At 53.6% G+C, this 21,284-nt stretch carries 24 protein-coding genes; 11 read left to right on the forward strand and 13 right to left on the reverse strand.

Annotated features, from left to right (window positions below; translation table 11 throughout):
* Positions 1-48: 48 nt before the first annotated feature.
* A complete protein-coding gene (locus MIH19_RS07565; RefSeq protein ID WP_249008279.1) occupies positions 49-474 on the reverse strand; it encodes a GFA family protein in 426 nt (141 codons plus the stop codon).
* 192 nt (positions 475-666) lie between these two features.
* Between MIH19_RS07565 and MIH19_RS07570 the strand changes: the two genes are divergently transcribed.
* The gene (locus tag MIH19_RS07570) at positions 667-1,416 is read left to right on the forward strand and encodes a CLCA_X family protein (RefSeq protein WP_249008280.1); all 750 of its coding nucleotides are present in this window, start codon (positions 667-669) and stop codon (positions 1,414-1,416) included.
* Between the two features lie 38 nt (positions 1,417-1,454).
* On the opposite strand, the gene MIH19_RS07575 is transcribed toward MIH19_RS07570, so the two are convergent.
* A complete protein-coding gene (locus MIH19_RS07575) occupies positions 1,455-1,805 on the reverse strand; it encodes a hypothetical protein (RefSeq protein ID WP_249008281.1) in 351 nt (116 codons plus the stop codon).
* 192 nt (positions 1,806-1,997) lie between these two features.
* Between MIH19_RS07575 and MIH19_RS07580 the strand changes: the two genes are divergently transcribed.
* A complete protein-coding gene (locus MIH19_RS07580) occupies positions 1,998-2,288 on the forward strand; it encodes a DUF6482 family protein (protein WP_249008282.1) in 291 nt (96 codons plus the stop codon).
* A gap of 105 nt (positions 2,289-2,393) precedes the next feature.
* Complete coding sequence (locus tag MIH19_RS07585) at positions 2,394-2,858, forward strand: fibronectin type III domain-containing protein (RefSeq protein ID WP_249008283.1); 465 nt, start codon at positions 2,394-2,396, stop codon at positions 2,856-2,858.
* A gap of 36 nt (positions 2,859-2,894) precedes the next feature.
* On the opposite strand, the gene MIH19_RS07590 is transcribed toward MIH19_RS07585, so the two are convergent.
* From MIH19_RS07590 to MIH19_RS07595, 3 genes are all read right to left on the reverse strand, one after another.
* Positions 2,895-4,532 (reverse strand): FecR domain-containing protein, encoded by a 1,638-nt coding sequence (locus MIH19_RS07590; protein WP_249008284.1) that lies wholly within the window; start codon positions 4,530-4,532, stop codon positions 2,895-2,897.
* Positions 4,525-4,653 (reverse strand): hypothetical protein, encoded by a 129-nt coding sequence (locus MIH19_RS22425; RefSeq protein ID WP_283164105.1) that lies wholly within the window; start codon positions 4,651-4,653, stop codon positions 4,525-4,527. Before MIH19_RS22425 ends, MIH19_RS07590 begins: the two co-directional genes overlap by 8 nt.
* A 114-nt stretch (positions 4,654-4,767) precedes the next feature.
* Positions 4,768-6,945 carry a DNA topoisomerase III gene (locus MIH19_RS07595; protein WP_249008285.1) on the reverse strand — a complete coding sequence of 726 codons (2,178 nt, stop codon included), beginning with the start codon at positions 6,943-6,945 and terminating at the stop codon, positions 4,768-4,770.
* Positions 6,946-7,192: 247 nt separating this feature from the next.
* On the opposite strand from MIH19_RS07595, the gene MIH19_RS07600 reads away from it, so the two are divergent.
* Together MIH19_RS07600 and MIH19_RS07605 are read left to right on the forward strand one after the other, a co-directional pair.
* On the forward strand, positions 7,193-7,543 hold the full coding sequence (locus tag MIH19_RS07600; protein WP_249008286.1) for a BolA/IbaG family iron-sulfur metabolism protein: 351 nt from the start codon (positions 7,193-7,195) through the stop codon (positions 7,541-7,543).
* On the forward strand, positions 7,540-8,160 hold the full coding sequence (locus tag MIH19_RS07605; protein WP_249008287.1) for an L-threonylcarbamoyladenylate synthase: 621 nt from the start codon (positions 7,540-7,542) through the stop codon (positions 8,158-8,160). The genes MIH19_RS07600 and MIH19_RS07605 overlap by 4 nt, the downstream gene beginning before the upstream one ends.
* Before the next feature lie 12 nt (positions 8,161-8,172).
* Here the strand turns inward: MIH19_RS07605 and MIH19_RS07610 are convergent, their stop codons facing one another.
* Positions 8,173-8,826, reverse strand: coding sequence for a hypothetical protein (locus MIH19_RS07610; RefSeq protein WP_249008288.1), 654 nt, complete (start codon positions 8,824-8,826; stop codon positions 8,173-8,175).
* Between the two features lie 280 nt (positions 8,827-9,106).
* Between MIH19_RS07610 and MIH19_RS07615 the strand changes: the two genes are divergently transcribed.
* Positions 9,107-10,738, forward strand: a complete 1,632-nt coding sequence (locus MIH19_RS07615) for a methyl-accepting chemotaxis protein (RefSeq protein ID WP_249008289.1) — start codon at positions 9,107-9,109, stop codon at positions 10,736-10,738.
* A 7-nt stretch (positions 10,739-10,745) separates the two neighbouring features.
* On the opposite strand, the gene MIH19_RS07620 is transcribed toward MIH19_RS07615, so the two are convergent.
* Complete coding sequence (locus MIH19_RS07620; protein ID WP_249008290.1) at positions 10,746-11,819, reverse strand: YeiH family protein; 1,074 nt, start codon at positions 11,817-11,819, stop codon at positions 10,746-10,748.
* A gap of 116 nt (positions 11,820-11,935) precedes the next feature.
* Between MIH19_RS07620 and MIH19_RS07625 the strand changes: the two genes are divergently transcribed.
* Positions 11,936-12,817, forward strand: a complete 882-nt coding sequence (locus MIH19_RS07625) for a LysR substrate-binding domain-containing protein (protein WP_249008291.1) — start codon at positions 11,936-11,938, stop codon at positions 12,815-12,817.
* A 38-nt stretch (positions 12,818-12,855) separates the two neighbouring features.
* On the opposite strand, the gene rnk is transcribed toward MIH19_RS07625, so the two are convergent.
* Entirely contained in the window at positions 12,856-13,239 is a 384-nt protein-coding gene (gene rnk / locus MIH19_RS07630) for a nucleoside diphosphate kinase regulator (RefSeq protein ID WP_249008292.1), read from the reverse strand.
* Between the two features lie 442 nt (positions 13,240-13,681).
* Positions 13,682-14,335 (reverse strand): DUF938 domain-containing protein, encoded by a 654-nt coding sequence (locus tag MIH19_RS07635; protein ID WP_249008293.1) that lies wholly within the window; start codon positions 14,333-14,335, stop codon positions 13,682-13,684.
* Between the two features lie 153 nt (positions 14,336-14,488).
* Between MIH19_RS07635 and MIH19_RS07640 the strand changes: the two genes are divergently transcribed.
* The 4 genes from MIH19_RS07640 to MIH19_RS07655 all read left to right on the forward strand — a co-directional run bounded on the left by MIH19_RS07640 (position 14,489) and on the right by MIH19_RS07655 (position 18,007).
* Positions 14,489-15,646: an ADP-ribosylglycohydrolase family protein gene (locus MIH19_RS07640; protein ID WP_249008294.1), complete on the forward strand. Its 1,158-nt coding sequence runs from the start codon at positions 14,489-14,491 to the stop codon at positions 15,644-15,646.
* 40 nt (positions 15,647-15,686) lie between these two features.
* Positions 15,687-16,352, forward strand: a complete 666-nt coding sequence (locus MIH19_RS07645) for a DUF2238 domain-containing protein (RefSeq protein WP_249008295.1) — start codon at positions 15,687-15,689, stop codon at positions 16,350-16,352.
* Between the two features lie 70 nt (positions 16,353-16,422).
* Positions 16,423-17,385: an XdhC family protein gene (locus MIH19_RS07650; RefSeq protein WP_249008296.1), complete on the forward strand. Its 963-nt coding sequence runs from the start codon at positions 16,423-16,425 to the stop codon at positions 17,383-17,385.
* A 1-nt stretch (position 17,386) separates the two neighbouring features.
* Entirely contained in the window at positions 17,387-18,007 is a 621-nt protein-coding gene (locus tag MIH19_RS07655) for a nucleotidyltransferase family protein (RefSeq protein WP_249008297.1), read from the forward strand.
* Here the strand turns inward: MIH19_RS07655 and MIH19_RS07660 are convergent.
* The 4 genes from MIH19_RS07660 to MIH19_RS07675 all read right to left on the reverse strand — a co-directional run bounded on the left by MIH19_RS07660 (position 17,985) and on the right by MIH19_RS07675 (position 21,267).
* Entirely contained in the window at positions 17,985-18,560 is a 576-nt protein-coding gene (locus MIH19_RS07660; RefSeq protein WP_249008298.1) for a demethoxyubiquinone hydroxylase family protein, read from the reverse strand. The genes MIH19_RS07655 and MIH19_RS07660 overlap by 23 nt on opposite strands.
* A gap of 175 nt (positions 18,561-18,735) precedes the next feature.
* Positions 18,736-19,497 (reverse strand): M15 family metallopeptidase, encoded by a 762-nt coding sequence (locus MIH19_RS07665; protein ID WP_249008299.1) that lies wholly within the window; start codon positions 19,495-19,497, stop codon positions 18,736-18,738.
* Positions 19,498-19,501: 4 nt separating this feature from the next.
* A complete protein-coding gene (locus MIH19_RS07670) occupies positions 19,502-20,779 on the reverse strand; it encodes a TRAP transporter large permease (protein WP_249008300.1) in 1,278 nt (425 codons plus the stop codon).
* Positions 20,776-21,267: a TRAP transporter small permease gene (locus tag MIH19_RS07675; RefSeq protein ID WP_249008301.1), complete on the reverse strand. Its 492-nt coding sequence runs from the start codon at positions 21,265-21,267 to the stop codon at positions 20,776-20,778. Before MIH19_RS07675 ends, MIH19_RS07670 begins: the two co-directional genes overlap by 4 nt.
* Between the last annotated feature and the right edge of the window lie 17 nt (positions 21,268-21,284).

The raw sequence follows: 21,284 nt of genomic DNA on the forward strand, positions 1-21,284 counted from the left end.
GCCCGTGCTGACCTGTGCCACGGGCTTCATGCGACGAACGAGCCACTGCTATTCAGGCAGGGTTTCCCCGGAGCCTCCCATTTCAGCGGGCATGTCCTTCATTTTGGGCAGGCCATCTTTAATCTGTAACACTGATTCCTGATAATGCACATGCAGCGCCGGCTCAAACATCAGACCCGGCAGGTTGGCAACGTATACATCCACCAGGCCCCAGGCAGGGTGGTCGGTAAATATGTGGCCGCCGCACTGCTTGCACCATTTGCGGTGACTTTGCTCGGTCAGGTGAAATTCAGCGACCTGATCAGCGCCCGAGAGCACTTCAAGCGTGTTCGCGGGCCACAGCGAAAACGCATTTACCGGCCCCGCAGACCAGCGCCGGCAGGAATCGCAATGGCAATAGCCCATCGCTTCGGGTGCACCGCTGACTTGAAACTGGACTGCGCCACAAAAACACGTGCCTTGATGCTGATTCATAGTTTTAACCTCGTATTATTGTTCTGCTGCTACAGTCTCAAAACAGCGGCGGCTCTGTACATAAGACCAAATTGGTAATTGAAAGCGACTTTGGTCGCACACCACCTTCGCCGGGTTTTTCGTTTGCAGATTTGACCCATCCGTTATTTCACTTCAGAATACTGTATAAATAAACAGTAATCGGTGAGAATTATGAAGACCGCCACCGCGACATCTTTTGTCACGATCAGACGCCAGTTCGATTTTCGCAGTATTGAAGTCGGTCGTTGGGTTACGCCAGAAGAGCGTGATTTTGCAGCAGTGCGCTTCTATCAGGCGCTGTGCGATTTGATGACAATCCTCAAGAGTCCAGAGCTGCTGATTTCGTTACGGAGCACGCTTAGCCTCCAGTACGGCATTGGTGGGCGCCCTGGTGTGGCTGCACACTATATTCCGGCGACACGGCAACTGGCGCTAGCCAAAAATGCCGGTGCGGGTAGTCTGGCCCATGAGTGGTTTCATGCTTTCGATCACTACATGGGTAACAAGGCCTTCCACAACCCGGTCAAGCATGGCTTTGCGTCCGGAGCATGGCTTGATAGTAAAAAACAGAAACAACACCCATTAAACGCCCAGTTGGAACACTGCTTTCGCACCATTTTACTGAACGAGAGCGGCACTGAACCCAGTGATCAGTTTCAGTGCTCGCAGCAAGCAGACAAGAAACTAAAGGTGCTGTATTACGCTCGGCCGGAGGAGCTCTGTGCACGGGCCTTTGAAGCCTTTGTTGAAGACAGCTTGCCCAGCAATAGTTTCCTGGTACGTGGCACCGTTTATTCGGATGAGGCAAAGACGGGTCTGTACCCAAGGGGCCAGCACAGACAGACGATCAACGAAGCGTTTGAAAACTACTTCCAGGATTTGGGCAGAGCGTTACATCGGGAGCAGGCCCAAGCTGGATGAAAGCGGTAATCGCTCTAGTTGAGTCTGCATCCACCTCCTTAAGAAAGGCGTTTTGAGTTATCGATAACACGTTTGTGAAGGGGTTCAAGGATGCGCAAACTGGTTGTCCACCAAGGCGTGTGGCCGCCGGATAGCATATCCAACAACGCCATTTGCACCTCTAGCCCTGTGTCCCAGAGCGCAGCGAGTTTTTCAGTGACCATGAGGCGATTTTCCAAAATCATTTTTGGATTTGAGGGAGCGTGCGTCGCCAGCATGCCAGCACGCAAATTGATGGTTGATAGCGCGGCAGGTCCAGCATTCAGGAGCATGCAGCCCAATTTCCGAACATCGGATCTAGCGTCAGGTGTCATCGGAATTATTGCGGAGAGGCGATTAATCTCGGACATTTTGCATTCCAGGAGTGGATTTTTGAGAATGCGGCTTACGATAGTTCGCACCCGTTTATTGTTATATATACGACATCGGGCGCGTAGCCGATTATTCAGATCGCCATCGTAACACCATTATAAATCTGCGAAATGATCTGCAATTCACAAGTTGGCGTAAATCTTAATTCACTCAATGCGAGAATAACGACCATGAACATGACACTTGGCGAACTGAAATCCCGCAAGCACGAACCCATCCGCCTAGCAGAGATTGTGTCCATGGAGGGCCGGTATTACATGGTCCGCTTTTACATTGGTAACACAGGCTATATTTTGGTGAATGATCAGGATAAAGCGATAATGTTTTCGGGCGCTTGCTCAGCACGTGAGGCAATGCGTGGTTTTATTGTGGCGGATTTCGACTTGATTCCGCCAACCGGAACTGACGAAATGATCGGTATGCCGGACTCCAGCTCCGAGCCTATGCGGGTTCAGTTTTAGCGAATTGCCAGTTTGTCTTTGTTGCATTTTTTGAGGACTGCCTAACATCATACACTCGCCACTTTTTTTATAATGTAATTAAATGATGGCATAGTGGTGCTCAAAGTGAGAAGGCTCTCCAGCAGTGTGTTTTACTGGGGCTTGTTGATTGGTGGGATGCTGTTTTTATTGGCGGGCTGTGGCAGTGATGGAGATGAATCGGGTACTGCTGGTGCTGCCAAACCCAGTGCCGTAGTGCCCACGGCAAGTATTACAGCAGGTCGCACGGCGCGTAGGTCAGTAAATTCGACCGCCAATCAGGCGACTTTAAGTTGGAGGGCGGCTGTAACACGAGTAAATGGCGATACTTTAAGCGGCCAAGACTTGGCCAGCTATGAAATTCGTTACGGCACCAGTGCCGAAAACCTCAATCGCTCAGCGGTTTTTGACGGCGCTGCCGGTCTAATTGACATGTCTTACACGATTGAAAACCTGTCTGCTGGTACTTGGCACTTCACCATTCAAGCCAGAGATGATAGGGGGCTGCTAAGCTCACCTTCAGCCGTTGTTAGCAAGAATATCCCCGGTTAATAGGTCGCGCTTCCTGCCCGAATGTCCATTCAACAGTTAATCGATATACAGCTCCCTTGCCGGACCCCAGCGGCTGGCCAGCGCCCCGTCAGAGAGTGCCTTTAGGCGCACAAAATACCGCTTTCCGGGAATCAGGCGCAAGCCTGCCGTCGTTCCCGGTATATCTGCTTCCTTAATGATCGGATAAAAATCAGGCTCTGCAGACAGCTGCATACGATACTTGCTGGCTGTTTCCACCGATTCCCAGAATATTCGCACCTGCTGATCCAGATAGTTCACAGAGATAATGCTCACCGGCGGCAAGCTGCCGTCGACAACCAAGCTGTTGGCGTTGCTGATGGCGGTGGAGTCGCCGCCGGCCTCTGTTTTAACCCGCCAGTAATATTGGCCGGGAGACAGTGGTCGGGACAGCTGTGCCTCGCTTTGTTGTGCCCAGTCGCTGGTTGCGATCAGGTCTTCGAACTGCGGCCTGGCTGAGATCTGGATTTGTGCAATTTCGCTGTCGCCGTTCAGGCTCCAGCTAAATTCGGGCTGATTGGTGGTGGTTGTGCCGTTGGCAGGTTCTAACAATTCGGCGGCTCGGGCTTGAAGGTCAATACTAAATGGCACAACCGCAGGCAAACCTTTGATACCTTGGTAGTCTAAAGCCGCAAGCTGAATTTCATAACGGCCATTGTTCAGCCGGCTTATGTCAAAACGGTCATCGGCCAGTGTGCGACTGTCTACCCATCGCCCGCTGTCGATGTCAAAAATATCCAGCTTGTAAGTCTTTGCAAGGCTTTGCCATTGCAATTCTGCGGGCAACTTACGCAGAACAGACGGTAGGCCGGTAACGATGGGAGGCGAGGCAAGCTTGTGCAGGCGAACATTGCCGCCGGGCTGGGCGGCAATGTGAGCACCGTAACCCGCGGGCACTTCTACGGAGCGCCCCTGCTGGCTAAATTCAACTTGGCCATTCATAACCTGCAAGCCTGTGCCCCCGGCGTTTGCCTGAATCGCAAACTGAGTGCCATTCACCGCGGCCGTTGCCGAAGGGGTCTCGATTTCGAAACGGCTGCCCCCGCTGACCACGTACTTTACGCGGGTGATAACCTCGCCACGATTCAGCCGTAAACGGGTATCAATCATGCCCGGTTTGCCAAACTGGGTCATGCGGTTAAAAGCCAGTCTGGAATTGGGTGACAGGCGGATTTCAGAACCTTCGGCCAGGATGACAGTGGCCCTACCGGAACCGGACAGTAACTCGTCACCAGCGCGAATCAGTGTGTTTACGGTCAGTGGCCGGCGCTGGCCGTTGCTGGTTAGCAGTTGCACCAAACCAGATACAGAGGTTGCGCGGGCCGGCTGGGGCTGGCGCTTAAGCCAGTCCATAGGGATGCGCACCTGCTCGCCTGTCACCGGCAGCAAGGCATTGTTCAGGCTGTTGTGTTTTAGCAGTTGCTGGGCGTTGTAGGGTGGGGCCAGTAACTGCGTGGCCAGCTGCTGAACGCTGTCACCTTTTTGCAGGGTGTAAACCCATTCAGCGAGTGCCGTACCCGAGCTGTTTGCGGACACACCCGAGCCCATCGCAAGTGGCAAGTGGGCTTGTACGGATGTGTTGGAAAGTAGCGCAACTAAGAACAGTGGTAAAATACGCACTATTAGAATACTGCTACGCAGCATTTTATCAGTCATTGGCCGCTATCACTTGCGCTTGCACTACACCTGTTTTAAAAGCATCGCAACTCTCACCGCGTCCGCAAATAATGCCCTGTACATGCTGGGATTGCTCATCCTCAAGCAGCGCAATGCGCATCTGGCTCTCCTGCAATCAGTAAATGACTATTCAGCGTGCGGCCGCCCGGTTAAGTTCGTTCTAACACCAATGCGCATCAACACATTGTCGCAAAATCTGGCATCGGATTCTATTTCATTTTGTAGCTGTTTTTACCGGCAGGTCGGGTTTTCCGTTTATATCGTTCACTGTTTGACGGCAGGCGGGGAAAGAACTGCAGCCCCAGAACCAACCTTTTTTACTTTTACGCCTGACCAGGGGCGAAAAACAGAATGGGCAGGGGACCGGTTTTTGGCTGCTACCATCTTCCGGGCTGTGGTCTTCCAGCGGGCGGGTGCCTTTGCAACCCGGGTAGCGGCTGCAAGCGTAAAAGGCACCGAATTTGCCCTTGCGCTCAACCATGCCGGCGCGGCACTTGGGGCAATGCGGGGCATCTGGGTTGGTTACTACCTGAGGAGCTGCAGGAACCGAGGGCGCCGGGTGCCCGATAAATCCCTGAATTTCTTGTTTCAGGGAATCCAGAAACTGTCGCGGCTGCGCTTCGCCGCGCTGAATGGCTTCCAGTGTGGCTTCCCAAACGGCGGTACGGTCGGGTTTGCTGACAGAGTCTGGCAGCGCGTTTATCAAGCTTTTACCCTTATCGCTGGCGCGGATGTGGCGGCCATCGCGGAAAAAGTAGTCGCGTTTGAACAGGGTTTCCAGAATAGCGGCGCGGGTAGCTTCGGTGCCCAGTCCATCCGTCTCGCGCAGCGTTTTTCGCAGTTCCGGGTCGTCAACGAAGCGCGCGATGTTGGTCATTGCTGCCAGCAGCGTCGCGTCAGTAAAGTGTTTGGGGGGTTGGGTTTGTTGCTGCAACACCTGTGTGCCGTCGCACAGCACCGGATCGCCGGTGCCCAGCCGAGGCAGTGCGGGTTTTTCGGGCTTGGCTTTGGCGTCGCGCAATTTCAGTTCAAGCGCTTTCCAGCCGGGCTGTAAAACAGCGGTTTCTGAGGTGCGGAACAGGTGGTCGCCTAACTTTACTCCCAATTTGCCCTCGCGATGGATGGCATCTGCCGCAAATTGCATCAAGTAGTAGCGGCTGATCAAATTGTAGATCTGGGCTTCTTTTCCAGATAGCGCACCACCCGCTCTACTCCGGCAAGTGGGAATAATGGCGTGGTGGGCGTCTACTTTTTTGTCATTCCAGGCAGCGGTTTTTCGTTGCAAATCGGCTGTGTTGCAGACTTCGGCAAGGTCGATATCGACCTTGCCGACAGCGTCTATAACCTGCTGGCGTTGATTGTAATGTTCCAGCGGTAGATAACGGCTGTCAGACCGTGGGTAAGTAATGAGTTGGTGGCGTTCGTACAGGCTCTGCGCAGTATCAAGCACTTCTTTGGCGGCCATGCGGAACAACCGGCCGGCTTCGATTTGCAACGCCGAAAGCGACAGAGGCAGTGGCGGCGGCTCTGAGCGGTCGCGAAAGCGGGATTCGCAGATTTTGCCTGGCCTCCCTTCAACCGCGGCGGCGACCTGTTCCGCCGCGCTGCGGTCCAGCAAGCGGTTTTCGCTGTCCAGCAGTTGCTGGTAATCTTCACCTGGCACCCAGCGCGCGCTAAAGATGCGTGTGTCAGAGTCTTCTTCCATGCCGTGAAAACGGGCTTCCAGCGGGAAAAAGTCCTGAGGTTGAAACTGCTCAATGTGCTGGTCGCGCTTAACCACCAGGCCCAGTACCGGGGTTTGCACCCGGCCAACGGAGTAAACGCCCTGCCGGCCTTTTGTTTGATAGAGCAGCGTGTAAAAGCGGGTCAGGTTCAAGCCGTAAAGCCAGTCTGCGCGCTGGCGCGCCAGGGCCGAAGCCGACAACCGAAGGAAATCACGGTTATCGCGGGTCTGTTTGAGTGCCTTTGCTACCGCAGCCGGGGTTAAATCGTTAATCAGCAGGCGCCTTACGGGTGCATCCGTGCCCACATAGTGAATTACCTCGTCTACCAGCAGCTGGCCTTCTCGGTCCGGGTCGCCGGCGTGTGTAATTTCGCTGGCTTTGCGAATCAGCGATTGCAGTACTTTAAGCTGAGCGGCAACGCCGGTTTTCGGAGTGAGCTGCCACTTTTCCGGGAACATCGGCAGCTGGTCGGCACGCCAGTTTTTCCAGGCCGGGTTATAGCCGGCGGGTTCGGCGGGCTCCAGCAAATGGCCGATACACCAGCTGACTGTAACCGCACTGCTGCCACTGCCGCAGCGAATCCAGCCCTGGCCTTTTTGTTGGGGCTGGGGCAGAGCAGCGGCGATGGCACGGCCAAGGCTGGGTTTTTCGGCGATATAAAGGTGCATGGTGTTCCCGTTTGGCTTAAAACTGACGTGGAGTGCGAATTTAAGATCGAATTTAAGAGTGAGTTTAAGGGTGGCTGGCGAGCAAATTAAAGAGCGCCCCGGCAAAAACCTGGGTGTCAGGCGTTGGGTCCGCTACCCTTGCTCGTCGCGAATGTGGCGGTTCATCGCAACGCTGTCAAGGTTGTCGGGTTTAGCAATTGATATATAGTAGACTGTTGATATGCAAACAACGAAGAGCGAGTGAGTGATGGACGTGCAGAAAACAATCGAGGCCAAGTTGCACCAGGCTTTTGATGCCCAGGTGATGATAATCGAGAACGAAAGCCACAAGCACAACGTGCCGCCCAATTCGGAAACCCATTTCAAGGTGACCTTGGTATCACCGGCATTTGTGGGGCAATCAAAGGTGAAACGCCATCAGGCGATATATCAAGTACTGGCTGCAGAGCTGGCCGCTGGTGTGCATGCGCTGGCCATGCACCCCTTTACGCCTGAGGAATGGGCCGCGCAAAATCAATCCACACCCGATTCCCCAAACTGCCTGGACGGCTCGAAAAACGACCCCGGGGCAAGCTTTAACAAGAGGGCTGATTCATGAGTCAGTTTTTTCAGGTTCATCCGGATAATCCGCAAAAGCGCCTTATTAATCAGGCGGTGGATATTCTTCGCAAAGGCGGCGTTATTGCGTACCCGACCGACTCGGGCTATGCGTTAGGCTGCCATTTGGGTGACAAATCTGCTTCTGACCGCATAAAGCGCATTCGCAAGTTGGACGACAAGCACAACTTCACCCTCGTCTGCAGGGACTTGTCAGACATTGGCACTTACGCCAAGGTTGACAATACCACCTACCGCCTTCTTAAAACCTACACACCCGGTGCTTACACCTTCATTCTGGACGCCACTAGCGAAGTGCCACGGCGTTTGTTGCACCCCAAGCGCCGCACTATTGGCGTACGTGTTCCTGACAACGCGGTTGTGCATGCACTTTTGGGAGAGTTGGGCGAACCCATCATGAGCAGCACGTTGATACTGCCCGGCGAAACCGAGCCAATGACCGATCCGGAAGACATTCGCGATGCGCTCGAGCACGAGCTGGACTTGATTATTGACGGTGGTTTCTGCGGCATGGAAGCAACGACGGTGGTTAACTTCACCAGCGGCAGCCCGGAAGTAACACGGATAGGCAAGGGCGACCCGTCGCCATTTGAGTAAGCTCGTTCCAGATCAGGCCCTAGCGTTGAAGCTCAACGCGTAATCCCGGGCCGTGTTGGCCGGGGCCGTTGACACGGCTCCGGCGTTGCGGCGCAGTGAGTCGTAGCGGTGCACCAGGTCTTGTAGGCCGTTGAACTGCTGGTTCTCGCTGACCAGTGTGCTCAGTAGCGAGTTGTTCACGCCGTAGGCCTTCTCTAACTTCAGAGCGTTGTCCATAAAGTGCAGCGTAGGTTCGTTCATACTCATTCGCCGGAACGCATCCTGAAACGCGGTGTTTACGTTCAAGTCCCCGGCAATGCGTGCAAACGCCGGGTTCTGGCCTTTGCCTTCAACCGCGATGTTTCCCTGCTCGTCATTTTTGATGTGAATCGCCGTTGCCGGGGGCACGTTGTACTCGGCAAGTTTGTGCCGCAGTGTTTCTCTGATAAAGGCAAGATCCTGCCCGACGCTTTTTTTGTAATCGGTAATCGCGAGCTTGCTTACCTTACGTGCCGAGTCGTCTTCTTTGCTTCCGGAAGGTGTGAACCGGTCTGCCCCGGGCGGCGCAGGCAGTTTCGCTTTGCCCTGAGCACGGCTGCCAGTGCCGACAGGCGCAATAGGTGGGCGTTTTTCCAGCGCAGTGTGTAATTCGCTGCCGGCACGAAGCAGGGTAGACAGTAGTGACATGGCAGTGCCCTCCAGCGGCAGTGTCGAGTTTGGCGTACGAGGTTTTTAGCCACTGCAATCACGTAAGCAAGTAGCGGGCCAGCTCGCGTTTGACGTAATCGCACGTTAAATTGACTTGGGTCCAATGAATTCCAGGGAGTTTTGCGGTAAAGTTCGCTGTCTTTTGGCCGTCACCCTAAATAAGCAGCGCCGGTTGAAGTTCCTGATTCGTGCCCCCCCCCCCCGTCTTTGCGGCTTGAATTCCCGTTGTCGTCAAAGCCATCTACAAGCCAGGTTGACTATGAAAAAACACTATTCCATTCGCTTTATGCTTCTTTTAGCACTTGCGACGGCGTTTTCACTTGTGCTCGCGTTCACCGTGTTTTTTAGCGCACAGTCCCAGCGTGAACACGTGGAGGAATTCAGCCACAAATATGTAGACGGCTTGGCGAAATCTTACTTTGATGCGCTCAACACCATGATGGTGACGGGCACCATGCACAATCGTGAAATTCTGCGTGAGAAGACGATGGCGCCGGAAGACGTGCTGAACGTGCGAGTGGTGCGCAGCGATCACCTGAACCGGATTTTTGGCAGCGGTAACATCGCAGAACAAACGCGCGGCCCGCTTGACGAGAAAGCGCTGGCGGGTGAGCGCATAGAGCATTATTCAAGCAATGAAAGCGGCCGGGTTTACACCCTGATTGAGCCGGTGATTGCGATGGCAGATTATCAGGGTGTGAATTGCCTGGGGTGTCACCAGGCTCAGGAAGGGGACGTGCTGGGTGCCATCCGTATCGAATATTCCGTGGCTGAAACCGATGCACGGTTGCAGACGCAGTTGCTGACCAGTGCGGGCACTCAGGCGGTTCTCTTATTGGGGGTATTTGCAATTACCGCATGGGTGTTGGGGCACTTGGTGTTTTCGCGCTTGCGCCGTTTGCGTGACCGCATGGATGAAATATCCCGCAACTCGGATCTGACCCTTGAACTGGATGTGGTGCGTAACGATGAAATTGGCTTGGTGTCCAACGCGTTCAACCGCATGATCAGTAAAATACGAGACAGCATGAACCAGGTTATGGTGAGTGCCGAGCATGTCGAGCAAGCTGCGCGTGATATTGCCAGCAAGGCCGGCGCTAGCGAACGGGAAGTGGTGAGCCAGCGCGACAACACCGATCAAGTGGCCAGTGCGACTACGGAAATGGCGGCGTCTGCGCTGCAGGTGCGGGAAAACGCCATCACCACCACGCGAAAATCGGCAGCTACGGCCGAAGCGGCCGGGCTGGGCGAGGAGCTAGCGCAAAGTGCGGTCGGCGGCATTGAGACGTTAAATGCCGAGGTGCAAAACGGTGCCCAGCGTATCGAAGCTTTGAACCAGCGCACCGCGAAAATGACAGCGATGCTGGAGACCATTTCCAATATTGCCGATCAAACGAATCTGCTGGCGCTAAACGCCGCCATCGAGGCAGCTCGAGCTGGCGAAGCCGGCCGCGGATTCTCCGTGGTTGCCGATGAAGTGCGGGCTCTGGCGTCGCGCACTCAAGTGTCTACGGCTGACATTCGCGACACGATTAACGGCCTGAAAGAAGAGGTAATGGGTTGTTTATCGACCATGCGCGGTGCTTCAGACCTGGCCAGCCAGCAGGTAGATGCCATTTTGAAGGTACAGGCCGAATTGAAAACCATCGCCCAAGCCACTCGTGAAATTACCAGCCTGAATCAAGAAATGGAAAGCGCGGCTAACGAACAAAGCAACGTGTCTGATGCTATCAACCAGAACGTGATTGAAATCAGCCGGTCTGCCGAGCAAACCACATTAGAAGCCCAGCAAACTGCGCAGATAGCGGCTGAATTGCTGGTAATGGCGGAAAATCTACGCCAGACAATTGGTCAGTTCAAACTGGCACCGGGGCAGGACAGCCCCGGTTAGAGATGGCTTAACCGATCAGCAAGCGGTTGAGGATATAGCCGCCAACGGTCAGAAAGGCAAACAGGCAACCGGCCAATATGAGAGGGCGTAGCCCGGCACGGCGTATCGCAGACATCTGTGTGCTCAAGCCCAGTGCAGTCATCGCCATGGATAGCAGGAACAGGTCAACATGGCGAATAGCGTTGGTGGCCGTGGCGGGCATGGCAATCACAGAGTTAACCGCAGCCGCCGCCAGGAACAGAACCGCAAACCAGGGAATGACTAGCTTCTGCCGTTGTTTTTTGCCAGCGCCAGCGTTTGTTTTACGATTTGGCAGGCGTACGTTGGCCAGAATAAGCAGGAACGGCGCCAGCATCATTACCCGTACCATTTTTTCTATGATGGCGCTGTTAGCCGCTTCAGTGCTGATTGCCTGGCCTGCAGCAACTACCTGCGCAACCTCATGAACGGTAGAGCCCACGTAAATGCCAAACTGGTGTTCGGTCATGCCCAGTAGCGGATACATCAATGGGTAAAGAAACATGCTGATGGTGCCGAAAATCACCACCGTTGCGACGGCGACGGATACCTGATCACTTCTGCCTTTCACCACGGGCTCGGTCGCCAAAACCGCAGCCGCACCACAAATAGAAGCGCCGGCGCCGATTAAAATGGCTGTTTCTTTCTCCATCTTCATCCAGCGCCGGCCGATGAGCTGCGCCAGCGCAAAGGTAGAGGCAATCATGATGGCATCTAGTAACACACCGTTAGCGCCAACCGCGCTGATCTGCTGAAAGGTGATGCCAAAGCCGTAAAGAATAATACCCAGCCTTAGCAATGAGCCCTTTGCCAAGAATATGCCATCGGCCAGAATAGCGGGTTGATTGCGCAGAACCGTATTGCCCGCCACAATGCCAAGAACAATTGCCAGCGTTAACGGGCCCATGCTCATACTCTGAAACCAGGATTGTTGGGCCAGAACAAACGCGGCGCCGGCCAGTGCGGCCACTAGCGCAAGGCCCGGCACAATCTGCTTTTTGGGGGTTTCTGTTGCGATATTTGTGGGGTCTGCTAATGCTGTGTGTTGCTCTGCAGTATTCACCTGCGTTCTCCGAATAGCGTTGAGATGGTGCTACCTTACGCCCGCGTTATGACGTGATCGAATATGCTTTTATTAAATACTTATAAGCTGAGGTTATAGTGTTGAATCTGCATCTAATGAGGATTTTTTATACAGTGGTGCAGGAAGGCAGTTTTTCCGGCGCGGCGACTGTTTTGCACATCAGCCAGCCTGCGGTATCTCAGGGCGTGCGTGAGCTGGAAAGTCAGCTGGGGCTGACGCTGGTCGATCGTGTTCAGTCGCGCAAAAGCCAGCATGGTCAAAAACTTCAGCTGACCGCCGGTGGTAGTGCGGTATTTGATCATGCTCGCGGTATTTTTGCGTTGGAAAAAGCCGCCGTGGATGACATAGAAGCCCGCGTAGGCGCACACATTGGCAACCTGACGTTGGGCGCTAGTACCACCGTGGCCGGTTATTGGCTGCCGGCGGCGATTGCCGGATTTACGCGCCGATATCCAGGCATTAAAGTGAACGTGCGCGTCGCAAACACCCAGGTAATCAGTGAATGGTTGTTGGATTGCCAGTTGGATCTGGCGATCGTTGAAGGCGATGTGGAAGACCCCCGGATTGAAAGCCGCCATTGGCGCAACGAAGGCTTGTTGCTGGTGGCAGGAACGGAGTGGACGCAGGGCAACGGCGTCTTGGAGCGACTGAACAGTGGCTGCTGGATCCAAAGGGAAGTGGGGTCTGGAACGCGCTCGGTGTGCGATCGCTTACTTGCTAGCTTGGGCGTTGTACCGAAAACCACCTTGCAGATAGCGTCAAACGAGGGTATTGCTCGGTGCGTTACCAACGGTATGGGTTTTGCGCTCTTGCCCAGGATAGTGATCAGCGAATTACTGGAGCTAGAACGGTTACAGGAAGTGGCGTTACCCGGTGCAGAACATTTGAGCCGGTCACTGTGTGAATTAAAATTCCGTGGCCGGCCTTTGTCGCCATCGGCCCAGGCGTTTGCTGACATCTTGCACAACAAAGCCTAGGCGATAACCGGGCGCCGATTATCACGGCGCGGGCCGGCTTATTTCCGGCGCTGGACCGAAATGATTTTTAGGTGCAGGTTTTTGCGACCGCGCACAGGCCATTCGATGGATTCGCCCACGCTCAAACCCAGCAGCGCCGAGCCAGCGGGGGCCAGAATAGATATTTTACCTTCGCCGTCACCCATCTCGTGGGGGTAGACTAAGGTTAACTGATGTTCTTTTTTGCTGTCTTCGTCTTGAAAACGCACCGCCGTGTTCATGGTAACCACTGTGTCGGGCATATTTACCAACGGCACCAGGGTTGAACGGCTGAGCTCTTCATCCAGCGCGGCAACGGTTTCTGAGTCGCCCTGTTTTTTAATCATGCTAGACAGGCGGTTAAAATCTTCTTCAGCAACCAAAATCGCTGGCAATTCGGACATCGTAATCTCCAGAAAATAAAAAGTGTAAAGCAATGTAGATATAAAACGCCGCCCCCGGCGCTAAAAAAGCGGATTCAGCGAACAGTAAGAAACGCAAAAGCGTACTTTCACATCGGCCTGGCGGACGATGTGAAAGTACGAATAGTTAAACTTTAGAAAGAACTTGCTCCCAATAGGGCCTTTTGTGCGGGAAAACAGTGAAATATTGGCCTAAAAAGGCTTTCAGTCAATCTATAACCTTTTGCCGACTTCCACAAGCCTTGCACGGTTGAATTTGTGACTGGTTTTTGTGGAAAATATCGGTATTTTATCGATCGACTCCAAAATACGGCGAAATAATCCAGGTGTCTACATTGTGATCGAACTCATTATTCTAGCGCTGGCGCTCAGCATGGACGCCTTCGCCGTTGCTGGGGGGGCGTTGTGCTCATTTTGATTGGCTTTAAAGTGCTTCTGTTTTAGTGGTTGTGTGCCACACCAGCAGCTGATTGTTGGCGGGCATGGTGTGGTCTTGCGCTAGAACCATACCGTGGCTTTGTGCCAGTTCGATCAAGTTCTCAATATTGCGAATGCCCATGTGCGCCGCGTGGCTTCGAAGGTGCTGGTCAAAACTCTGATTGCTGGCGCTGGTAAAGTCGCCATTGTATTTGAACGGGCCGTAAAGACAGAACTGCCCGCGTTCTTCGTTCCCCAATAAGGCTGAATCCGCCAGGCCTTTGCCCACGCCCGCAAACATCGCTTCCACTTCGTGCCAGGCCATGATGTGGGCGGTGTTAGCTGAAAATACACCATTAAACGCCTTCACTGGCCAAGGCTCCTGGCTCACATTCAAGGCAACGGGGTTTCCAATATTGGGCAGCTTGGCATCGTTCAGCCAGGGCTGGCAAAGTTGGTAATGATTGGAGCACTGATTGGGATGATCACTGGTTTGCCAATAAATATGGGGCAGGTGAGTGGCGAAGTGCACCGCGTGTTGCCCTGTCCCAGAGCCAATTTCCAAGACGGTGGCGGGCGTTGTGAAAACCTGTCGCAGTACGCCGAGTATCGGCCCCTTGTTGTTTTCGCAGGCTTGCGAAAAAGGCTTCTCCGGATGCATGGCGTGTCCTTGTGAACGTTGGAAATAAAGCGATCTGACCAATGTGTAAAGATACATCGCAGGGTGAAGGGCGTAAAAGCACTATGCGCACTCTACAACAATGCCACTTATCTTTTTCACAGCAATGGCGCTTAACTGAAGGAACTTGATTTTATGACCTCATCCAAGCTTTCGCTGATGCAAGAGCGCGCTCGCGCGGCACTTCAGAATTCATTTGTGGCTGACTCCTTGGCTATGCCTGTGCACTGGTATTACCGGGTGGGCGATATTTTCGCCGCGTTTCCAAACGGCGTTAGCGCTTATGAGGCGCCGCCAGAATGGCATCCGTCGTCTATTATGTCGCTGCACTCTACCGCTCAGGGTGGTCGCAAAGCCTCGGCCATGGCGGCGCCAGATGTGGTTGGCGACGTTATACTGAAAGGCCGTCGCCAACACTGGGACCGCGCGAACGTGCATTACCATGTGGGCATGGCCGCGGGTGACAATACCCTGAACGCCCACTGCGCCAGACTGCTAATGCGCACCTTGGCAGAGGCTGAGCAGAGTCGTGGCCATGCAGAGGGTGTGGAAATTGGCTCAGAGAATGACGGAAAAACGCAAGGCAGTGCGTACAGCGTGGACGATTTTGCCGCTCGCTACATCGACTTCATGACAGCCGACGTGCCACAACACCCGGACACTTACGCTGAGTCCTACCATCGCGGCTTTTTTCACAACTACGCTCAGGGATTGCCACCGCGCAAATGCGGAGCAGTAACCCACGACACCGCATCGGTCGGCGGCTTGGTCACCATCGCGCCACTGGCGCTGCAAAGCCTGTTAAACGGCTTGCCATTAGAACAAGTGCAAGCGCAGTGTCGAGAGCACTTGTTTCTAACCCACCCCAGCGACGAGTTGACACTGGTCTGTGATGCTTACGTAGGCCTGATAGCGAAGTTGTTGCTGCGGCCTGATGGGGAACAGCCTGCCAATGAGCAATTACTGCAATCTGTTCCGGCACGTACGCGCAAAGCGTTATTGGCCGCGATTGAAAAGCAGGCCCCAGATTCCGATGTGGTGGGCCGTATGCTATCCCCCGCGTGCTATATTTCCGATTCCTGGCCCGCGCTGCTGTACTTTTTATGCCGCTACCGCGATCAACCACAACAGGCATTGCTGGCCAACACCCACGTGGGTGGCGACAATGTTCACCGCGGGGCCGTGCTGGGGGTTCTTTTGGGTTTGTTGCGCGGCCAAAGCGAGCAAGTGTGGTTTTCGCACCTGGTAGATGCACAAGCAATTGATCAGGAAATTCTGCAGCTAGTGAATTGATCTGGTCGCGGTTACCAAACCACAATTTTCAAGGCCTTGCATGCAAAAGCGACTGATTCACCGACGCCTGACATTTTTTCTCCAGATTATTCTGGTCGCCGAAATACTGGCCGCCACCTGGCAGCAACAGTGGCTGGCGATGGTGCTTACCATTGGCATTTTGCTTATTACTCTGGCGCCTCTGGTTATTGGTCGCTTTTTTCGTGTTTTCATACCACCTGAATTTGTGCTTCTTGCCATCCTGTTTGTGTTCGCGTCGCTGTTTTTGGGGGAGGTACGCGGTTACTACACCCGTTATTGGTGGTGGGATATTGCCTTGCACACCAGCTCCGGCTTCTTGCTGGGCATTGTCGGGTTTTTGCTGGTTCATGTAATGAACGAAGTTGAAGATATTAATCGACATATGCGCCCCGGTTTTGTCGCCTTTTTTGCTTTTTTGTTCGCCGTAGCCATCGGCGCCCTGTGGGAAATCTTTGAATTTGCCATGGACACCTTATTGGGTTTGAATATGCAAAAACCCATGCTGGGCGACCCCTCAGGCCTGACCGACACCATGTGGGACCTGATCGTAGATACTCTGGGTGCGCTGGTTATCTCGATTTTGGGCTATCGGTATGTCAGAACCGGCAAGAACGAATCGTTTCTGGAGCGCTGGATACAGGATTTTGTAAAAGGGAACCCGAGCATGTTCAATCGGGACGAGTAGCATCCGTGTTCGAATACACCTACACAGCAAAGCCGAAAGGGCGCAGTTGAACCGGGAAAACAGGGTAATCATGCAGCATCTTGATCTTGACGTTATTGATCATGCTTTTAACTGGAGTAAATCCGGGAGCACTGTTTGGCTGTGCACCGTATTGGCGACCTATGGCTCTTCTCCGCGTGCTCCGGGAGCCATGCTGGTGGCCCGTCAAGATGGCCGGCATGTGGGGTCGCTTTCTGGCGGTTGTGTGGAAGAAGACTTTTTAGGGCAGCTGCAGGCTGGAAGATTTTCTTCGGTCAACGAGATCATTCGTTACGGTGACAATAACGCAGAAAAAGAGCGTTTAAAGCTTCCTTGCGGTGGCGTACTTGAGGTTCTGGTTGAGCGTTTTCCGCCTTCCGAAGAACACCAGCACCAGTTGTATCAACTGCAGCAATCGTTGCTCGGGCAGCAGCGCTGTATACGAACAGTCAACCTGGACACGTCAGAAGTCAGCCTTCTGCCGGACACGGGCGAAGGCCCCCGAGTAGAAAAATCGGGGGCCATTGTGCGAGTCAGAATTGGCCCGGTTCGCCGACTGGTGATTGCGGGTATTTCGCCGGTGTCAGTAGCTTGTGCGGATTTTGCCAAGACATTGGGTTTTGAAGTGGTTGTTTGTGACCCCAGGGAAGACATGTTGTCCACGTTTGATGTTCCAGGCGTGAACGTTCAGCCGGTGTTAGCGTCTTTATACCTTGCACGGCAAGGCTGTCATGCTGAAACAGCGATCGTGGCTCTATCCCATGATCCGCGCATTGACGATTTAGCGATGATTGATGCGGTAAAAACGCCTGCTTTCTATATTGGGGCTATGGGCTCTGAGAAAACTTCTGCAACCCGGGCTGAGCGATTGCGCCGCTCGGGAGGGCTTAGCGAACAGGAGGTATCCCGCATTCACATGCCGATAGGGCTGAATATTGGCAGTAAAACACCCGCCGAGATCGCGCTAGCCGTGATGGCCGACATTGTCCGAATTTATTATGGCCGAGATAAATAATATGGAATGGCCTACAGGGTTGGTCAATGGCGACGTCATTGCCATTGTGCTGGCCGCAGGCCGTTCACAACGTTTTGGTTCTGATAAACGCCTGACGCTTTTCGCGGACGGCGAGACTTTGTTGAGCCAAACCCTGTCTGCCGTACTCCCTAATTTTTCGCATACGTATGTGGTACTGAAAGCAGGAGATGACCCGAAGACGTTGTTATCGCAGGCGTACTTACAACAAGTGCAGATCCTGAGAGCGCCGCATGCCAATTGTGGTTTGGGTAGTAGCCTTGCCGATGCCTTGCAGATGCTTCAAAACGCGGATGGTCTTGCGGCAGCGATTTTTCTCGGCGATATGCCTTGGTTATCACCCGCAACATGTCAGAAATTAATCGCTTTCGCGACAGCGGAAAACATTGTCCGCCCACGTTATAAAGGCCAGGCAGGGCACCCGGTTATCTTTGGCCGAAATTTCTGGTCCGAGTTGCAACAGGTTAAAGGAGAGGAAGGGGCGCGCGAGTTGTTTAAACATCGTATCCAACACTGCATCTGGGTGGACGTTGATGATCCTGGAGTGACATTGGATATTGATTACCCTCGTGATCTTTCACCTAAAGAAATCGCGCCAACCTGACGGCGCTCCGGGAGCCCCCGCCCACCATGGTCGTCCACAGACTCATGCTGGCTGTCGGCTTTCCGGTACGCCTTTGGGCTGCGTCATCTCTGTGTGCCACTTCATCCAGGCGGCAGGTTTCAAACAGGTCCAGTACCGCCCGTTCGGCCTCGCGATGAACGCACGGGCTGAGTGATTGAATCTGGGCCTGATAATGCAGATCAACAAATGTTTCGACGGCTTCGATGGTGGCAAAGACGGCGTTTTTGCCCGCTAGAGAAGGCAGAAACCCAGTTAGAAATCCTGCCAATCGCCATAGTGGCAACATCAGACTGCGGCGGTAACAAACAATGAGGTCATCGAACATACCGAGGTGCTGCTGCTCGGTCTGCAAGTGTTCCCTCGCGAACTCCAGCAACGCTCCGGTCGGCCGTGCGGCCAGAATGCCACGATATATCCACACCGCACCGGTTTCGCCTGCGTGACTGCACCTCAGCTCTTGCTGGAACTGCCGGCTAATGCCGGTTCGCTCGAGATTGTCCTTGTGCTTCTGATCAATCCGTAATGAGGGCATGTGTCTGTAGTCTTGTTGAGGTCTAGAAGATTACGGACCAAACTTGCCGAGCGATGACTTAACTTTGATTAACGCGCTTATACCTGGGCGATGGGCGGCGATATTTCTATTTTGGTTGATGTCCGAGATCATTGAACCACTTCATAACTACACTGGGCTGGTGTTCGTTACACAATTATCCCAGCTGTTTACTCCAGCGATTTTCAATGGTGTCCAGCTCGGCTGGGCCGTAATGGGCGTGATCATGGGCTCCATAATAAGCCCATAGTTGATCGCCAAAATCGTAGTGCCACCACTCGCTGGGTAGGTTGGTGAAGCCCTGCTGATGCATGGAGTGGTAAAGCAAGCGGCGATGATCCCGCGCTTTTTGTTGCTGCGGCGTCAGTGTTTTCAGTTGCTCGAAATAGTCGCTGTGGGAGGCAGGCAGTGCCTCGTCAAACAAAGTGCCCATATCTAAAGGCAAACCATCGGCATCGCATAGCGTGACATCGACGGCGCCGCCGGTGAGGTGAGGGCTGGGAGCTAAAGGGTCGCGGCTTGGCACTGACACAAATTCTCTTGTTTGTTCAAGCAGAACTGCTTCGCTGAGGCTAGGTTGTTGGTGTTGGATTGCTTCATGCAGGGTATCGAATAAATACTGCTGTACCTGCCATGGGCGCCAACCGTCCAGAACGATGATACCTATACCGTCGGGTAAGCTGCGCGCTGCTGCTAGCAGAGCCCGATAGACACCTTCACGCACAAAACACTCCTGTACTGCACCAGGAATGCCCATCCGAGCGTAGGCGGGAAACACCTTGACGGGTGCAGGGGCGAGACTCATCGGTACCAGGCGCTCACCGTTATCTTTAATGGGCGCGCAGCGCAACTGTTCCCAGCACGGGGCTGAATAACTGGGTATAGATGGCAAGGCATTCAATAGTGTATTTAAAGGCATTGTCTTATCCAAACAGGGTAGGGAGCCACAGCGTTAGCGGTGGGAAAAGGATTAGTAGAATAAGTACCGCAATAGCCGTTAGCACAAAGGGCCAAATGGTTCTGAACAGTGAGACAATCTCAAGCCGACTAACGGCCGCGGCCACGAAAACGCAGGCGCCCAACGGCGGTGTTATTAAGGCAATCGTAATATTCAGAGTGATGATGACACCCAGATGGACGGGATCGATTCCTGCCATCATTGCCACGGGCGCAAAGACTGGCGTTAGTAACATCAACGCCGACACTTCCTCCATAAACATCCCCGTGAAGAAGGTGATAACGCTGAGCATTAATAAAATGACGACGCCATTGTCCACATAGGGAGAAAGCAGTGACACGAATTGCGCTGGAACCTGAGCATACGAGAGTAGCCAGCTAATCGTAGCGGAAGCCGCCATAATCAGAAAAATCGCAGAGGTTAGGCGTGCCGTATCAACGATAGCTTTCCAGCATTCCTTCAAACGTAACCCACCGAGAAAAATACCGCACAAAGCGACATATAGTGCTGTCAACGCTCCAGATTCTGTAGGGGTGACAAAACCAAACACAATGCCAGCAACGATAATGAAGGGAGCGATAAGCGCGGGTAGGGCCGCTAAAAACGCTACTCCAAGCTGGCCGAGCGATGGCAACTTGCCACTTTTTGGCAATCGATGGCGCCAGGCATACCAAGCGTTCATTCCCATGAATGCAACACCTAGCAAGAGACCAGGTATAACGCCCGCCAGAAAAAGATCCCCCACCGAGGTGTTCGTTAGTGAGGCGTAGAGAATCATAAATATACTGGGCGGAATGATCGGACCTATCAACGAGCTGCCCGCGGTCAATCCAGCCGAAAACGCCCTTGAGTATCCTTCCTTCTCCATAGCGGGTACTAAAAGCGAACCGAGTGCCGACGTGTCGGCCACCGCTGAGCCATTAATGCCCGCAAAGAAAACACTTGAAACGACGTTGACGTGTCCCATGCCTCCCCGTAAGTGCCCAACCATCAGGCGTGCCAGCCCCATCAAACGTTCCGTTAACCCACTGACGTTCATCAGATTACCGGCGAAGATGAATAGCGGAATAGCCATCAGGGAAAACACATTAATACCGCTAAAAAACTGCTGAGGCATCATCCGTGGAATCATCGAGGGATCGACAAACAAAAAACCGACTATCGCCGTCGTAATCAATGCGATGAATAAAGGAAGGCCCAGCAAAACGTGGATAAGAAAAACAACCAGCATGCTGAGAATCATATCTGGTCCTCTATGGATTTGAGGGGCGCAGGTCCGTAGAGAAGCATATGCCACGCCAGTAATAAAAAGCCAAAGGGCAACGAAAGCAGTGGCACAGTGCGGCTAATGCCAAGCCCGGACGTGGTAAACATGCTGACCGATAGCGCATAGCGGTAGCTTACCCATGCTGCACCCACGGCTATTAGCAGAGTAAGCAGCCATTGATACAGATTCAGCAAGCGAGCGAATGGAGCTGGAAGCAGTTTTTCCAGGAGACCGACGCGCATGTGGCCTCCTTCCGACCAGACCGCACCAGCCGCGATCATGACGGTGGCTATGATCAAGAAGCGAGAGAGCTCATCTGTCCATATGGGGGCGCCACCCGCTATGTAGCGTGCAAAAACGCCAAACAAAATGGCCGCAACATTGAGGGATAATAAGACCCCTGCCAGGGTTAGGGTGGACGGACAGCTTTTAGCCAGTAGGCGGGATCGAAGCTTATTGAGCATTGCAGCATTCCATGAAG

The organism is Marinobacter sp. M1C (assembly GCF_023314135.1).
Classification (GTDB): domain Bacteria; phylum Pseudomonadota; class Gammaproteobacteria; order Pseudomonadales; family Oleiphilaceae; genus Marinobacter.

Bases quoted from the DNA above. Each gene is read 5' to 3' on its own strand.
- MIH19_RS07565 (WP_249008279.1), bottom strand. From the start codon at position 474: ATGAATCAGCATCAAGGCACGTGTTTTTGTGGCGCAGTCCAGTTTCAA.
- MIH19_RS07570 (WP_249008280.1), top strand. From the start codon at position 667: ATGAAGACCGCCACCGCGACATCTTTTGTCACGATCAGACGCCAGTTC.
- MIH19_RS07575 (WP_249008281.1), bottom strand. From the start codon at position 1,805: ATGTCCGAGATTAATCGCCTCTCCGCAATAATTCCGATGACACCTGAC.
- MIH19_RS07580 (WP_249008282.1), top strand. From the start codon at position 1,998: ATGAACATGACACTTGGCGAACTGAAATCCCGCAAGCACGAACCCATC.
- MIH19_RS07590 (WP_249008284.1), bottom strand. From the start codon at position 4,532: ATGACTGATAAAATGCTGCGTAGCAGTATTCTAATAGTGCGTATTTTA.
- MIH19_RS22425 (WP_283164105.1), bottom strand. From the start codon at position 4,653: ATGCGCATTGCGCTGCTTGAGGATGAGCAATCCCAGCATGTACAGGGC.
- MIH19_RS07595 (WP_249008285.1), bottom strand. From the start codon at position 6,945: ATGCACCTTTATATCGCCGAAAAACCCAGCCTTGGCCGTGCCATCGCC.
- MIH19_RS07600 (WP_249008286.1), top strand. From the start codon at position 7,193: ATGGACGTGCAGAAAACAATCGAGGCCAAGTTGCACCAGGCTTTTGAT.
- MIH19_RS07605 (WP_249008287.1), top strand. From the start codon at position 7,540: ATGAGTCAGTTTTTTCAGGTTCATCCGGATAATCCGCAAAAGCGCCTT.
- MIH19_RS07610 (WP_249008288.1), bottom strand. From the start codon at position 8,826: ATGTCACTACTGTCTACCCTGCTTCGTGCCGGCAGCGAATTACACACT.
- MIH19_RS07615 (WP_249008289.1), top strand. From the start codon at position 9,107: ATGAAAAAACACTATTCCATTCGCTTTATGCTTCTTTTAGCACTTGCG.
- MIH19_RS07625 (WP_249008291.1), top strand. From the start codon at position 11,936: ATGAGGATTTTTTATACAGTGGTGCAGGAAGGCAGTTTTTCCGGCGCG.
- rnk (WP_249008292.1), bottom strand. From the start codon at position 13,239: ATGTCCGAATTGCCAGCGATTTTGGTTGCTGAAGAAGATTTTAACCGC.
- MIH19_RS07635 (WP_249008293.1), bottom strand. From the start codon at position 14,335: ATGCATCCGGAGAAGCCTTTTTCGCAAGCCTGCGAAAACAACAAGGGG.
- MIH19_RS07640 (WP_249008294.1), top strand. From the start codon at position 14,489: ATGACCTCATCCAAGCTTTCGCTGATGCAAGAGCGCGCTCGCGCGGCA.
- MIH19_RS07645 (WP_249008295.1), top strand. From the start codon at position 15,687: ATGCAAAAGCGACTGATTCACCGACGCCTGACATTTTTTCTCCAGATT.
- MIH19_RS07650 (WP_249008296.1), top strand. From the start codon at position 16,423: ATGCAGCATCTTGATCTTGACGTTATTGATCATGCTTTTAACTGGAGT.
- MIH19_RS07655 (WP_249008297.1), top strand. From the start codon at position 17,387: ATGGAATGGCCTACAGGGTTGGTCAATGGCGACGTCATTGCCATTGTG.
- MIH19_RS07660 (WP_249008298.1), bottom strand. From the start codon at position 18,560: ATGCCCTCATTACGGATTGATCAGAAGCACAAGGACAATCTCGAGCGA.
- MIH19_RS07665 (WP_249008299.1), bottom strand. From the start codon at position 19,497: ATGCCTTTAAATACACTATTGAATGCCTTGCCATCTATACCCAGTTAT.
- MIH19_RS07670 (WP_249008300.1), bottom strand. From the start codon at position 20,779: ATGATTCTCAGCATGCTGGTTGTTTTTCTTATCCACGTTTTGCTGGGC.
- MIH19_RS07675 (WP_249008301.1), bottom strand. From the start codon at position 21,267: ATGCTCAATAAGCTTCGATCCCGCCTACTGGCTAAAAGCTGTCCGTCC.